Origin of the sequence: Vibrio sp. WZ-1 (genome assembly GCF_052037695.1) — a bacterium.
Lineage (GTDB): Bacteria > Pseudomonadota > Gammaproteobacteria > Enterobacterales > Vibrionaceae > Vibrio.
The window spans coordinates 123,592-137,521 of the sequence record NZ_JBQEQR010000074.1 but is presented as its reverse complement, the minus strand read 5'-3'; the positions used below and the strand labels follow the sequence as shown (position 1 = coordinate 137,521).

The following is a 13,930-nucleotide window of genomic DNA, read 5'->3' as shown; positions in this document are numbered from 1 at the left end:
GGACAATTCGTTGCCCCTTTTTAATAGTTTTAGGTAACAAACGTCAACCAGAATTAAGAGGCAACACCATATCCGCAGTACCATCTGCAAATTGCACGTCTAACTCAAATCCTAAGCTTTGTGCAAGAGATAGCATGCCTCGATTGGTAGGCATAGTCATACCAGAAATTTGCTTGGTACCTTTTGCTTGGCAGTATCCAATGATTTTTTTCATCAACACTTTGCCTAACCCTTTACCTTTCAAATCAGAGCGAACAAGAATTGCAAACTCAGCATCAGTATTATCTGGTGTAATTAATGCTCGGGAAACACCAATAATTGAAGGCCCGTTATCATCGAAAGCGACAGCAACAAATGCCATCTCTCGGTCGTAGTCAATCTGTGTTAGATTAGCGAGCGTCTCATGGTTAAATTCACCGACATCTGAAAAAAAGCGGTTATAGAGATCTTCTTTAGAAACGCTACTAATGAACTGAGCGTGGATTGGCTCGTCTTCGGGTAAAATGGGACGCAGTAAGATAGGTTGGCCGTCCCTCAGTGTTACTGTCTCAACAAACTCTGCTGGGAAAGGACGAATCGCCAAACGTTCCTGTGCATCACCTCGGTACTTTTTAAGTGTCACATCGGCATCAATTATGGTTAAGTCACTGCCTGATGCTAGTACTGGATGTATATCCAGTCTTTCAATTTCAGGTAATTCTACCGCCATTTGAGAGACTCGGACCAAAAACTTTGATAGCTCAGTCACATCGATCGCGTCTTTATGTTTTTGCAGGCGTACCTTCCCGGATTTGAGAGCAATAACCACTAAATAGCGTGCTAGGTTCATGTTTAGAGGTGGCAACGCTGCTACGGCATCCTGAGTAATGTTCCAATCAGAGCCGCCTTGTCCAAGGAGAATGACTGGACCAAATATCTTATCAACAACGATGCTAACTCGTAACTCTTCGGCGCTACCCAACTTAGCCATACCTTGAACTAATAACCCTTGAAGGTTAGCGGCAGGGTAACTCAATTTTGCTGTGTCAAGAATGGCTTGAGCAGCGCTTGATACTTCTTGGCTATTACGCAAATTCAGTGCTACGCCGTGTACATCAGACTTATGAGGAATATCGGGTGAACGAAGTTTAACAGCAACTGGATAGCCGATATTTTCTGCCATATGCACTGCTTCAGTTACTTCGGATGCAATCCAAGTAGGCAGAATGTTAAAGCCAAATTGTTCAAACAATGGGCTTGTTTGATGCGTATCTAGCGTAACTGTGCTTTTATCCAGTAGTTGTTTATCTACCCACTCTCGTGCCGAACTAACACTACCGGAGTGCAAAGGCTCTGCGGTTGTTGGCGTTTCCATCAACTGCTTTTGATTTCGTCGATACTCGACCAAGTGCATGTAAGCAACCACCGCACTTTCTGGCGTTCGATAGGTTGGAATTCCGGCTTGAGTAAATGCTAAGCGGGCTTCTCTTGAGGTTTGCTCTCCCGACCAGTTGGTTAGAATATTAAAGTGTTTATGCCTAGGATGAGCTTGAATAGCGTGAATAACTGCGTTTGCTGTGTCTAACGAGTCTGATACCGCAGAGGGACTGTGCATAATTAAGATCGCATCCGCACAATCGCCGTTCATAAGTGCGTTAAGCGTATCAACATAGCGTTTTTTAGTAGCATCTCCAGACAGGTCTATTGGGTTTACACCACGCCAATTGCTCGGCAATACAGCTTTTAGCTGAGTAACAGACTCTTCATCAAGTGTTGCTAGTTTGCCGCCGCGCTCTAATAATGTATCAACGGCCATTACAGCAGGCCCACCGCCATTGGTTGCGATAGCAAGGCGCTCACCACGGAGTGGTACTGAGTGAGTAAGAGTTTCTACCGCAGCAAACAACTCATGAGTATTGCCAACACGCAGCATACCAGTTCTTCGGATAGCAGAGTCATAAATGATATCAAGCGAATCAATGCTGCTCGCACTAATAGGGCGGGCCTGCGATGACTTACCCGCTTTTAGTACTAAGATACGTCGGTTACGTGAAGCCGCGCGAGCTGCAGACATAAACCGGCGAGCGTCTCTAATTGAATCGACATAAAGGAGAATAGCTTCAGTTTTTCCATCCATACTCAAGTAATCAAGCAGTTCTGCAAAATCTATATCTTGCCCTTGCCCAATCGAAATAAAGGAGGAAAAACCAATATTTTTATCGTTTGCCCAATCGAGCACAGTGGTACAGACCGCAGCGGATTGAGAAATAAAAGCTATCTTGCCGGGTTTTGCTGCTACGGGAGAAAAAGAGCAGTTAAAATTATGCCAGGGAAGGATGATACCAAGACTATTTGGACCTAATACTCGTATGTTTAGATCCGAAAAATCGATATTTTCAGCATCATCTGAAATAACAATTGCAAACTCAGTACCACGCTCGTCAAGTTCTTTTAGTAATTGGCTGTTTCGAGATACATTGGTACACAGAATCGCAATATCTGGTGTATAGGGCAGGGAAACGACATTTGGATACGCAATCACCCCAGAAACAGATTTGTACTTTGGTGTGACAGGCATAATTGCACCACCAAAGCCACTTTGCAGTAAATTGCGCATTACTATTTGGCCGGCACGTAGCTCTTTTTGAGATGCACCAATGACCGCCACTGAGTTAGGTTTGAAGAGCTTTTGTAGTTTATTCATTGTCACTCCTGTGCCTATAATTCCATGATAATTGCTCATTCTTCCTACAATCATAAACGAAGATTGCTTTCATTTAACAATGGCAGTTCAGACAATGACGAAAAGATGAGCCATGCTTATACACTTTGTGTCACTCATCACACCAAAATCACAGTTTATTGTGTTTGGTGCTTGATAAAACAGCCGGCTATCGGCATGATTTATCGTAATATTTATTCAGAGCGTTTGTTACTTCATGAAAAAAATCGCAATTATCAGTCTGTCAGTACTCTTATCTGCTTGTGCATCTGAAACTTATCTCACAGATGTAACTAGTGAAAGCTACCGTGAAGACTATCAAACTCAGCCAGTTTCTAAGCCGGTGATGGCGCCAGAAAGCGGCATCGTAGAAACGAGTGTTGAAACAACCCAAGTTGTTAAAGTTCCGGTTGTTCAAGAAGAAAAGAAAGTGGTGAAGCTCACACCACAAAGCCAACAAAAACCCGTTAAAATCGTACCACCTAGCAAGAAGCAACAGGCTGTTCAACGCTTTGGATATACAATTCAGGTTGTAGCAGTAGGTAGCCAAGCTAAGGTTGACCGCTTTGCGTCAAAGTTACCAAGTAACGAGCAGCCGATATGGGAAAACTACAAAGTAGTGAACGGTACTAAATGGTTCACGGTTCTGTATGGCGATTACGCGACACAGCAAGAAGCTAAATCGGCAATTTCAACTCTTCCTCTCGAATTCAGACAGCTGAAGCCTTTCGTGAAAAGTATCGATTCAATCAAAAATTCGTCTTATCCAACGCTTAACAAACTTAATTAATTGAATATGAGAAGGGAGCGTTCGCTCCCTTCTTTCTTTGGTTAAATCCTATTCGAACAGTATTCCTCACAGTAAAATTACTGTACGTAGCTACACAAAGGTTTATCATACTGAACAGTATCTTTTGTAGATCACGGAAAGATTGATTCATGATTAAAAATATTCTTTTACTATGCGGTGGCGGTTCTTCTGAACATGAGATTTCATTACTGTCAGCAAATTTCGTTGAGCAGCAGTTGAACCTTATTGATGATGTAAACGTTACACGTGTAGAAATCAAAAACGAAGGCTGGGTGACGAACCAAGGTGAGTTAGTTTACTTAGATCTCAACACCAAGAAGCTGTGTTCAGAAGACCAAAACTTAGACATCGACTTCATTGTACCTTGTATACATGGCTTTCCTGGCGAAACTGGTGACATCCAATCGATGTTTGAAATCGCAGGCATTCCTTATTTAGGCTGTGGCCCTGAGGCGAGCAGCAACAGCTTCAACAAAATAACTTCGAAATTGTGGTATGACGCAATTGGTATTGCTAACACACCCTATTTGTTCCTTACTCGTAATGATGAACAGGCCCATATTCAAGCTCAGCAAGCGTTTGATAAATGGGGTAAAGTATTCGTTAAAGCAGCTCGTCAAGGTTCTTCTGTTGGTTGTTACAATGTCACTCAAAAAGGGGGGTTGTCCCAAGCTATTGACGATGCATTCGGCTATTCTGAACAAGTTTTGATTGAGAAAGCAGTGAAACCACGTGAGCTTGAAGTCGCAGCTTATGAAATGCATGGGAAATTGCACATCACAAAGCCAGGAGAAGTGATCGCTCCCGATGGTGCATTCTATTCATACGACGAGAAGTACAGCAGTTCGAGTCATTCTCTAACTGAAGTTGAGGCTAACAACCTAACCGTTGAACAGATTGAAACCATTCAACAAGCTTCAGAAACCGTCTTTAAACAGATGAATTTACGTCATTTGTCACGTATTGATTTCTTCTTAACTGAAGAGGGAGAGATCTACTTGAATGAAGTGAATACGTTTCCAGGAATGACTCCGATCTCAATGTTCCCCAAAATGCTACAGAACAATGGAGATGAGTTTCATCTATTTCTAGAATCCTGCATTAACCAAGCAACTTTCGAAAAGTAGCTCACTTTTGCAGTTCAATTTATATTTTAATTATGTGATTTTGGTGACTTTTTGCTTAGTTATTTAAAATAATGTGACTACAAAGTGTTTGCGATTCATTACATAGCATTTATGATTAAATTACCGCAAGAAAAGACGATTCAGTGATATGGCAATTTCAAATTATCGAGGCTTCAATCTTCAGTCCGGCGGACCTGATGGAAGTACATGGAAAGTTAAAATTAAAAATCACGTACTACAAGGTAACTTAAGTGCTGTAAAGAAAAGCATAGATTGGTGGTGCGACACCGCGTCAATCATTGACCCAAAAGAGTTTGCTTCGCTAGGCCAAAGACGAGGCGAGGGTGGTTCAAATCAAGTTGAGAACTTCAACGGATACTCTATCAAAAATGATACGGGCGAGCCGAATGCTTGGTATTGCATGTTTAACGGTAAGCTAATCAAGGGGTCTAAAACAGCCATACAAAGGCATATAGAAGCTTACTTAGTCGCGAAGCAAAAAGCACTTCAAGCACAGCAACAGAAGAAGTAACAATGACTTTAGTATATTCAACTGAAACTGGAAGAATCAAACAGGAACCTGAAAAAACCGAACGCCCAAAGGGCGACGGTATAGTGAGAATCCAGCGTCAAACTAAAGGCAGAAAAGGTAAAGGTGTGTGCATCGTTACTGGCCTTGATTTAGAAGATACCGCGCTAAAACTACTTGCTGCAGAGCTGAAAAAAGTTTGCGGCTGTGGTGGTTCAGTCAAAGATGGCAACGTTGAAATCCAAGGTGATGCTAGAGATAAAATTAAAGCTCATCTTGAAAAGAAAGGCATGACAGTCAAACTTGCCGGTAGTTAAATAGAAAGCCTTCTAATAATAGAAGGCTTTTTAGTACCCAATTAGTGACTTTGAATAACCGCTGCTATTCAGTACTCTTTTGGAGCACACTACAATTAAAGCACTTAATGACACGACAAAAACAAGAACTGCGACAAATAAAACTACATTCGCTTGTTCCTGATATGTGAATTGATATATTGCCGTTCTTTTCATTACACTCAGCACCCAAGGGTGGATAAAAAACACTCCGAAGCTAATTTTGGCTAGAAATGAAAGCCATGCCAGCTTGAATGGGAATGCCTCAAGTAGAAAATAGATCCCCAGCACTAAGAAGACTTTTTGAAGATACATAGTATCGATACCGTTATAAGTAAAAAGCGGCTTGATGTAGTTACCTTGATGGCCGATACTCGCTTCGTAAGTTGCAAGAACGAAAGTTAGAAATACGCAGAATAACGATTTTACTTTTAAGTTATCAGCTAGGGAAACTCGATACAAAGAAGTGTACATACCTATTAGATAATAAGGGGTAAAGTAGATTAGCATTTGCAAGGGATTGGTATTTTCATAGGAACGATGAACAAACATTGAAACTAAGCTAAGACCTATTATTATCAGTAACTTATGCTTTCTCTCTGCAAGTAGAAAGCGATTATGTAGCGGTGCCATTGAGAACAGTAAAATGGCAAAAGGTACATACCAATAGGCTGTTAACATGCGTCCGGTTAAGTAATATTTGCCAATTGTGATTAAAGTATGATCATCCGAGGCGAAAATAGTTTTTCCTTCAAATAGTACCTCGCCAGAGAAGAACCCCGCTTTAGTAACATATAATAGAAAGACAGCGCCAGTTCCCAAAGCTAGATAAGGTGAGATGACACCGCGAAACTTAGCGCTCAAAAATACTTTGTATGGCACTTTTTGCTCAAAGAATACATGGTGATACATGTACCCAGATATAAATACAAATGCGGCAGTTGATCCATAAATTAGGTTTTGAAAAATCAACCAAGGGCCGGTACTTATAGACATTCCATAAGGCATACAATGGACCGCAACAACCAATATAATGGCTATTGCGCGGAAATTATCAATTGAAGAAATGTGGCGAGCCAATGCAAGTCCTCCTTAAACATCCAATAGTTGAGTTTATCTTTTCAGACTGGGTTTGTATGAGGCTTGGGCGTAAATCATAAGTAATTCAATCGATCGTATTAGGCCGATAACTCTTTTCTAATGATTGCCTGAGTGGCTATAAGATAATGGCTAAGTTAATATAGATCTTACCAATCGCTAGATTGATAAGATCTATATTAAGTATTTTATGGTAAATCACCATTATGTTTAATGATGCAAAGGAATAACGTAAAAGAAGAGAAGGTTAGGTGCCTTAGAACTATCAGATTTCACGTAGCGCTACATCTAATTTAACATAATATACATAATACGCACTTATCATGTTAGAGCAATTTAGTAATGTCCGGTTTTAGCCACTTTAAAATATCCTCCTAAGATAAACAACATTGTTTGCTTTTGAGGCTTTAACCTATGTTGATTACCATCAGTGAAAAAGACAATTCTCGGCCTATGGTGTTAATACCAGTGTTGCCAGTTTTCCCGTGTACAAATTGACGATCACTCGTTGGCTCACAGTCCCGTCCCAATCGCTCCAAAGGCAGAAAAACTCATGTTGATTAAGTCGCTTGGTTACTTGCCTAACGGTTTATGTTGCTTTGGTTTTCGTGTCTGTGAGAAACGCGTAACTATCATCACGCCGTCCGGTCGTGAGTTCAGCCTTAAGGAATTGGAAAGTTTTGTTTTCTGGCTTGACGAACATCGCCAGCTTGTAGAATTATTTGGGCACATAGACAAACCTAACTAGGTATGAGCTTGATCGCTTTCTCTCTTTTCATAAAACTTAACGTTACGGCGTAACTCATAAGTAAAACTGATCCCTGAAGCGCAGTTTTCACTGTGTAGCAAAATGATCATTTTCTCAAACATAACTGTTCTAACTAGACGTCCATCCAATCTGAATTCTGACGATTTACGCTTTTAGATTAGCTGTTTTGGCTGTGTATTCTTGGTTCAATGAGTTTAGTCCGCAAGTACTTACTGCCCGCAAAGTTCTTATTATAAGTACCTCATACCATCGGAGTTTAAAGTGACGGTGTCGCTTTTAGGTTTTTACAGAATATTCCACTACCAGATCGAACCTCCAAATTTAGCATTGTAATTTAATTACAAAACCAAACACACTATCACTATGCGCCAGCCATTTATTTTTTTCTAAGTTGATGTATTTGAAGGTGTTTGTTGAATTTCATCCATGTCGACAGTGTTTTTACCTACTACTCAAAAGTGACAGTTAATCAAAGTTGGTAAAATTTTACCAAGCAATTATGGCAGAGACTTTTGTCATAATTCTTGCTTGTTTGTGTGACGTGGTAACGGGATGTATTCTTAGAAGAAAGGTGGTGAGTTGTATGTTTTGGTTGTGTATACGACGGGCGTAAAAAAGCAGGGTCTGTGCCCTGCTCTTCGTAATTTCTTAGTCTTGTTTCTTTGCGGCGTATTCTGCTCGAATTTGCTCAGCAACGATCTTTATCGCTTCTGCGGTACTGGTACCCTTTTGCATTAGCTCTTGAATACGTTCTACTGCTTGTTGTTGTTCTTGATGGGACAGAGGTGGTAAATCGTCAAACATAAAAAAAGCTCCTCAATGTGAGGAGCTGACTATAACGATTCAGTTAGTAGGTCGCAAGGAAATTAATCGAAGCACCCATTGCATTTTCGTTGGTATATTGAGCCGCGATATCGAGTTCAATCAGATTGAGTGGTGATAATCCAATACCTGCGGTAATCGTTCCATCCTCACTTGAGCGAGCCATGTTTTTCTTATAGCCTCCGCGCAGTGCCATCTGTCTTAAAATGTCGACTTCAAAGCCAGCTCTTAGCATTTGGCTATTATCATCAAATGTTGAAAACTTTTTCTCTTCATTCAAGTCATAGTCGAAACTAACGGTGAAATAGTCAGCGACGATACCTGCACCAATTGTATAGAGCGGACGCATGCTGTATTCGTACGAAGCGATTGGATCGCCATTCGGAGCTGTAAATGCTTTAGTCTTAATATCTCGACCCACTAAGTTTTTTGCAGCTAAACCTACGCGGAAAGGTCCATAAAACCAGAGAGCACCTGCATCCAAGTTGAAGATGGTGTCAGCAGTCTCATTTTTTCTTAAATCTTTTGTGTCAAACGCGGCAAAGCTACTTGCATAAGAGTATGTATAGATGCGTTGCAGTTTTGGCGTAAAACCAAAAGAAAGATGCTGATTCATGAATGTCGTGTACTTCGCAAGCGAAATACCTGCTTCGGCAACACCGATTGAAACACCACGCACATAACTGTTGTCGAGAGAACTAGCTGGTACCGAAGTGTCGACTTCAGGAGTAACAAAGGATTCAGTATACAGCTTGCCGTAAGCGGTAGCAGAAAGAAACTTGTTTGGAATACCAACCGCCACTACACCGCCTAAGTCGAAGTCCAATTTAGCGTTATCGATGTTATTTAGCGAGTTAACGATTTCAGTGTCGTCGGTGAGTTTGCTAATACGATCAATTTCGTCGATCAATCCATCCTGATCGTCATAACTAATACCAAAGCTTGGTACTATCATGCCGGCGTCATCGTTTCTACGATAGATTGCTGTGAGTGCTGGGTTAAAGAAAGGTGCGGTTAGGTAAGAGGCAGATACGGTACCTACTCCACCCATCGCATCACTGCGAGCTTCGATCGCGTACGTAGCTGCATTGGTTGAAAAAGAAAGGCATGCGCTAGTGATGCTGAGTGCTAATAGTTTGTTTTGAATCTTCATATGGGACTAATTCATTGTGCGTTATGAACTTTATATCGACCAATATGAAGATTCTTTAGCTATTCTTCTAGGGAAAGATCATAAGTACGGCTAATAGTTTGAGCTTGCTCAACAATTATGTCCCCTTGCCATCGTCGGCTGTTAATACTAACGGCTAGTACATACCGATCATTTGGCACACCATCTAATTCGAGTGAGTTAGGATAGTTAGACTCGTAACTCTTTTCCCAAACTTGCTCGTATTGCCCGTCGATATAATCGTAGAGTCCCACATTTAACTCCGGAAGTGGACAATGTGGGTTTCTTAATGCACTTTTTTCGACTTTCCAATTCTCTTTCGATGTCCATCGTACATATTGTGAAGAGTTAGAGTCACCCAAAACAACCCATGTTCTAAAAACTCGACCATCAGTAGCAACGATAGAAAGGTGGTACAGACCCGCTTCGACTTTTCCGGTCAGATTGTAACGTTTTAGATAACGTTTTTCGTTGGCAATAGTATTGTTGACGACATCTTCTTGACTCAACGAAGAATCGGCTGAGATCGATTCATCAACCCATCGTTCGAACATGATGTCATCTAGATCTGTCACCGTACGAAGTTTTATTACCAGTCGATACGTGTCGCGGCCTGGACTCTGAATGGTTTGACGAATGATGTTAACACCACTAATCCATTCCGGTAACGTTACAGTCGATAGTGACTTACCACAATCTTTCGTCAGTGACTGTGCTAGTAGATCGTTTAAGTGAGGGGTGCTCGCCTTGTTTGGTTCTGATTGCCAAAGTTCTACTAAAGAAAGAAACATATCTGGTAAGTTATCTTCCAGCAGATGCTGATGTGCTTGGCTTAAAGGCGTATTAGACGAAAACCAGTCCATACCATGGACTGGTTTCATCAAGGTTGCCGCTAGTAATATTGGCAATACTAACTTCATCGTTACGCTTTCATTTTGTAGCCAACGCCACGTAACGTTTCGATCTCAAGACCTGGAAGCTTTTGACGAAGCTGAAGAACGTGCGTGTCTACGGTGCGAGTTGTAGGGAAATGGTTGTAACCCCAAACGTGGTCAAGTAGTTCATCACGCGTAAATACACGGCCTAGGTTTGAAGCTAAGAATAAAAGTAGATCAAATTCGGTACGTGTTAGAGTAATGAGCTCCCCTTTGAAAAGAACCTCGCGTGTAGCGCGATCGATTTCTAACTCGTTCGTAATGACTTTATCTGCACTGCCTTGATCTGCTGAATCAGGAGCTCGCAGCTGAGCACGAATACGAGCAAATAACTCAGCTTCAGCAAAAGGTTTAGTTAGGTAGTCGTTTGCACCTGAGTCCAGCCCTGCTACTTTATCTTTCACTGTAACTAATGCAGTTAATAGGATAACTGGAACATCTTTAATTTTCTTCCACTCAGGTAATGATTCTACAGAATCACCATCCGGTAGTTGGCGATCTAGAATCACTAAATCGGCCTTTTTCCATTGTGGCTCTACATCTGAAATACGCTCCACATGCAAACACTCATACCCTGCTTGTTCAAGGCTTACAAGAAGGCCATCAGCAAGGTTTTTATCATCTTCAACGAGAAGCAGAGTCTGTTTCACAAGGTATCTCCAGTATAAATGTTGTAGGCGGACCTATCAGAGACATTTTGCCTCCCATACGACCCATCATAGATTCGACAATAGTTAACCCTAATCCTAGGCCACTTTTACTAACAAATGGTTTTCTTAAGTGGGCCCAGTCTTTAGATGAAAGCTTCCCTTCATCAATGACATGGATAACTAATTTTTGAGCACTGGTTTCAACGGCAAGTCTAACCGGTGCTTCACCATATTTAATTGCATTTCTCAACAAGTTATCGATACACGTACCTAGCCAGTATACGTTAATTTTGGCTGAGATATCTTGGTTGATAACAAATTGAACGGATTCGTTAAATTCTTCTTCTATCTTGAATTCTAACCATTCTTGGACAGAAGGAACCCACTCAGTTGCTAGCGGTTGGTTATCTGATTGCAAATAATCTTTACTCGCTTCAGCTAACTGTCTTAAGCGTCTTGTGTCCTCACATAAACGGCGGAATTCGTCGTACACACTTTCAGGAAGTCGTTCAAATTCACGTCTAAAACCCTCAACTGTTAACGATAAGGAAGCGATCGGAGTTCTTAGCTCGTGAGTCAAAATTTGTAAAACAAGCATTCTGCTACGTAACTCTTGCCGCTTACTGTTCCAGCGATATACTGCCCAACCGATAACTAAGAAGATGTTGGCAATCACAAGGATGATCATACTGATCCGCAGGACTTGAGAATGATCTTCGACATCCCAGCATATGTTTCCGCGTTTTACAAAACAACTTCTCGACTGAGACGCTAGTTTAAAAGAGAGCCCGGCATTTGCGACGTTTTCCTGCCAAACTGAATTTGGGAAGACGAAGTAATGATCTCCTCTTCTTAACCAGAGCTCATTTTGTTCAATGAACATGCTTGCACCTGCGATCAAAGCGTTTATCGCATCGTCATTCATGTTCTTTAAGCTCGCGAGTAGTTCATCGCCTTGCACATTCTTACGCTCTTTGATGTGCATGTATTGCGCAAGCTTATCTTGAAGGTCCGGATACTTATCAACATACCTTGCTGCGTAGCTGCCCCCTCCCGGGTGAATTAATCCACTTCTTGAAAACCATCGTGGCGTCAGTTGAGTTCCTTTACAGATAGCTCGCGTAAACACCAGAGGTTCGGTGATTAAAGGGCTTAAAGGTAGCTTCCCACGACATGTATTCGCCAGTTGGTACAGTTGCTGTATATCTTTTAATGGATAATCTGCAGTTTGAGGTAACATAGAATCCGGTGATAAAAGCTTAGTTGGATAATTAGACTGCAATACCCGTATGTCATACGATTTACTGGCGGTCTGATAATTAAACAACTCTGTAAATGTGTCTATTCTTTCTGGCAGTGAGTCTGCCTTTACAATTGGTGCTGCGACTAGTATTGCAACACTAAGTAATAAACGTTTAATCAAACTGTAACCATGGTTCTTTCCATTGGTAGAAACTATACATCATCTAAATTAAAGTTGTCATCGATAGAAGTGAAGGTTTTGCATTTCTATTACATTGAATGTACAAAAAAAAGACCAGCATGCGCTGGTCTTTTCGATTAATGGCTATTGAAAATCATAAAGCCTTGAAAATTGCTTCGACGCTTTCTTTTGCATCGCCAAACAACATTGAGGTGTTTTCTTTGAAGAATAGTGGGTTTTGTACCCCAGCATAACCAGTATTCATTGAACGCTTGAATACAATTACATTTTGCGCATTCCAAACTTCTAAGACAGGCATACCCGCAATCGGACTATTAGGATCGTCTAGTGCTGCAGGGTTTACCGTGTCATTAGCACCGATAACAAGAACCGTATCAGTCTCAGAGAAGTCGTCGTTGATCTCATCCATCTCTAAAACGATGTCATAAGGTACTTTTGCTTCAGCTAACAATACGTTCATGTGGCCAGGTAGACGACCTGCTACAGGGTGAATACCAAAGCGCACTTCAATACCTTGATTACGCAACGTCTCAGTGATTTCATGCACTGGGTATTGAGCTTGAGCTACTGCCATGCCGTATCCCGGAGTGATGATCACTGATTTTGAGTTCTTCAGCATTTCAGCCACTTCTTCTGCATTTGTTTCGCGGTGTTCACCTTGCTCTTCATCACCAGAAATCACAACTTCTTGACCAAAACCACCGGCGATAACACTGATGAAAGAACGGTTCATTGCTTTACACATGATGTAAGAAAGGATCGCACCAGAAGAACCAACCAATGCACCAGTTACGATTAATAGATCGTTTGCTAGCATGAAACCTGCTGCTGCTGCTGCCCAACCTGAGTATGAGTTCAACATTGAAACAACAACCGGCATATCGGCACCACCGATTGACGCTACCAAGTGGTAACCGAATGCAAAGGCAATCAGCGTCATCACGATAAGGGCAAACATGCTACCGTCTGCTTTTACGAAGTAAATCATAAGAAGCGTTGAAACAACGATAGCCGCTAGGTTCATTTTGTGTTTGTGAGGCAAGTTAAGTGGCGAAGAAGAAATGATGCCACGAAGCTTACCAAACGCCACGATAGAACCTGTAAAGGTAACCGCACCGATAAACACACCTAGGAACACTTCCACAAGGTGAATTACGTGCTCAGCATGAATACCAGCAAGGTCAGTTGAAACTGGCGCTGGTGGCTCTAGGTAGCTGTTGTAACCAACGAGTACCGCAGCCATACCTACAAAGCTATGTAGGATTGCAACCAATTCTGGCATTTCGGTCATTTCTACTTTCTTCGCGTAGTGGATACCAATACCACCACCGATCACCATCGCAATGATGACCCATGCAAAGCCTTCTGCACTTGGGCTGAAAATTGTCGCAATAAGCGCAATTGCCATACCCGCGATACCGTAGTAGTTACCGTTTCGTGCTGATTCTTGTTTAGAAAGTCCCGCGAGACTTAAGATGAAAAATAGTGCGGCAATAATGTATGCCGCTTGTACTAATCCTGCAGACATTGGTGACTCC

The 13,930-nt window shown here is 41.6% G+C and carries 12 protein-coding genes and 1 pseudogene; 5 read left to right on the top strand and 8 right to left on the bottom strand.

From position 1 onward, the window contains the following. Nucleotides 1–43: 43 nt before the first annotated feature. Entirely contained in the window at nt 44–2,683 is a 2,640-nt protein-coding gene (locus ACTS60_RS10805) for a bifunctional acetate--CoA ligase family protein/GNAT family N-acetyltransferase (RefSeq protein WP_440888224.1), read from the bottom strand. 235 nt (nt 2,684–2,918) lie between these two features. Between ACTS60_RS10805 and ACTS60_RS10800 the strand changes: the two genes are divergently transcribed. The 4 genes from ACTS60_RS10800 (at nt 2,919) to yciH (ending at nt 5,485) form a co-directional block, all read left to right on the top strand. Then, nucleotides 2,919–3,491, top strand: a complete 573-nt coding sequence (locus ACTS60_RS10800; protein WP_440888223.1) for an SPOR domain-containing protein — start codon at nt 2,919–2,921, stop codon at nt 3,489–3,491. Between the two features lie 149 nt (nt 3,492–3,640). After that, on the top strand, nt 3,641–4,639 hold the full coding sequence (locus ACTS60_RS10795; protein ID WP_440888222.1) for a D-alanine--D-alanine ligase: 999 nt from the start codon (nt 3,641–3,643) through the stop codon (nt 4,637–4,639). Between the two features lie 148 nt (nt 4,640–4,787). Then, nucleotides 4,788–5,171, top strand: a complete 384-nt coding sequence (locus ACTS60_RS10790; protein WP_440888221.1) for a DUF3319 domain-containing protein — start codon at nt 4,788–4,790, stop codon at nt 5,169–5,171. 2 nt (nt 5,172–5,173) lie between these two features. Then, nucleotides 5,174–5,485 (top strand): stress response translation initiation inhibitor YciH, encoded by a 312-nt coding sequence (gene yciH / locus ACTS60_RS10785; protein WP_440888220.1) that lies wholly within the window; start codon nt 5,174–5,176, stop codon nt 5,483–5,485. A gap of 30 nt (nt 5,486–5,515) precedes the next feature. Here yciH and ACTS60_RS10780 read toward each other — a convergent pair whose 3' ends face one another. Beyond that, nucleotides 5,516–6,583 (bottom strand): acyltransferase family protein, encoded by a 1,068-nt coding sequence (locus ACTS60_RS10780; RefSeq protein WP_440888219.1) that lies wholly within the window; start codon nt 6,581–6,583, stop codon nt 5,516–5,518. Nucleotides 6,584–7,080: 497 nt separating this feature from the next. Here ACTS60_RS10780 and ACTS60_RS10775 point away from each other — a divergent pair. Next, a pseudogene (locus ACTS60_RS10775) lies at nt 7,081–7,343 on the top strand (phage protein); the annotation flags it as partial. 675 nt (nt 7,344–8,018) lie between these two features. On the opposite strand, the gene ACTS60_RS10770 reads toward ACTS60_RS10775, so the two are convergent. From ACTS60_RS10770 to pntB, 6 genes are all read right to left on the bottom strand, one after another. Beyond that, on the bottom strand, nt 8,019–8,174 hold the full coding sequence (locus ACTS60_RS10770; protein ID WP_005427041.1) for a YoaH family protein: 156 nt from the start codon (nt 8,172–8,174) through the stop codon (nt 8,019–8,021). Nucleotides 8,175–8,217: 43 nt separating this feature from the next. Next, nucleotides 8,218–9,345 carry a conjugal transfer protein TraF gene (locus ACTS60_RS10765; RefSeq protein WP_440888218.1) on the bottom strand — a complete coding sequence of 376 codons (1,128 nt, stop codon included), beginning with the start codon at nt 9,343–9,345 and terminating at the stop codon, nt 8,218–8,220. Between the two features lie 59 nt (nt 9,346–9,404). After that, entirely contained in the window at nt 9,405–10,283 is an 879-nt protein-coding gene (locus ACTS60_RS10760) for a DUF2861 family protein (RefSeq protein WP_440888217.1), read from the bottom strand. A 2-nt stretch (nt 10,284–10,285) separates the two neighbouring features. Next, on the bottom strand, nt 10,286–10,948 hold the full coding sequence (gene vxrB, locus ACTS60_RS10755) for a response regulator transcription factor VxrB (RefSeq protein ID WP_354419554.1): 663 nt from the start codon (nt 10,946–10,948) through the stop codon (nt 10,286–10,288). Then, nucleotides 10,923–12,371 carry a sensor histidine kinase VxrA gene (gene vxrA / locus ACTS60_RS10750; RefSeq protein WP_440888216.1) on the bottom strand — a complete coding sequence of 483 codons (1,449 nt, stop codon included), beginning with the start codon at nt 12,369–12,371 and terminating at the stop codon, nt 10,923–10,925. The genes vxrB and vxrA overlap by 26 nt, the downstream gene beginning before the upstream one ends. 154 nt (nt 12,372–12,525) lie before the next feature. Next, nucleotides 12,526–13,920 (bottom strand): Re/Si-specific NAD(P)(+) transhydrogenase subunit beta, encoded by a 1,395-nt coding sequence (gene pntB, locus ACTS60_RS10745; RefSeq protein WP_440888215.1) that lies wholly within the window; start codon nt 13,918–13,920, stop codon nt 12,526–12,528. Nucleotides 13,921–13,930: the final 10 nt, after the last annotated feature.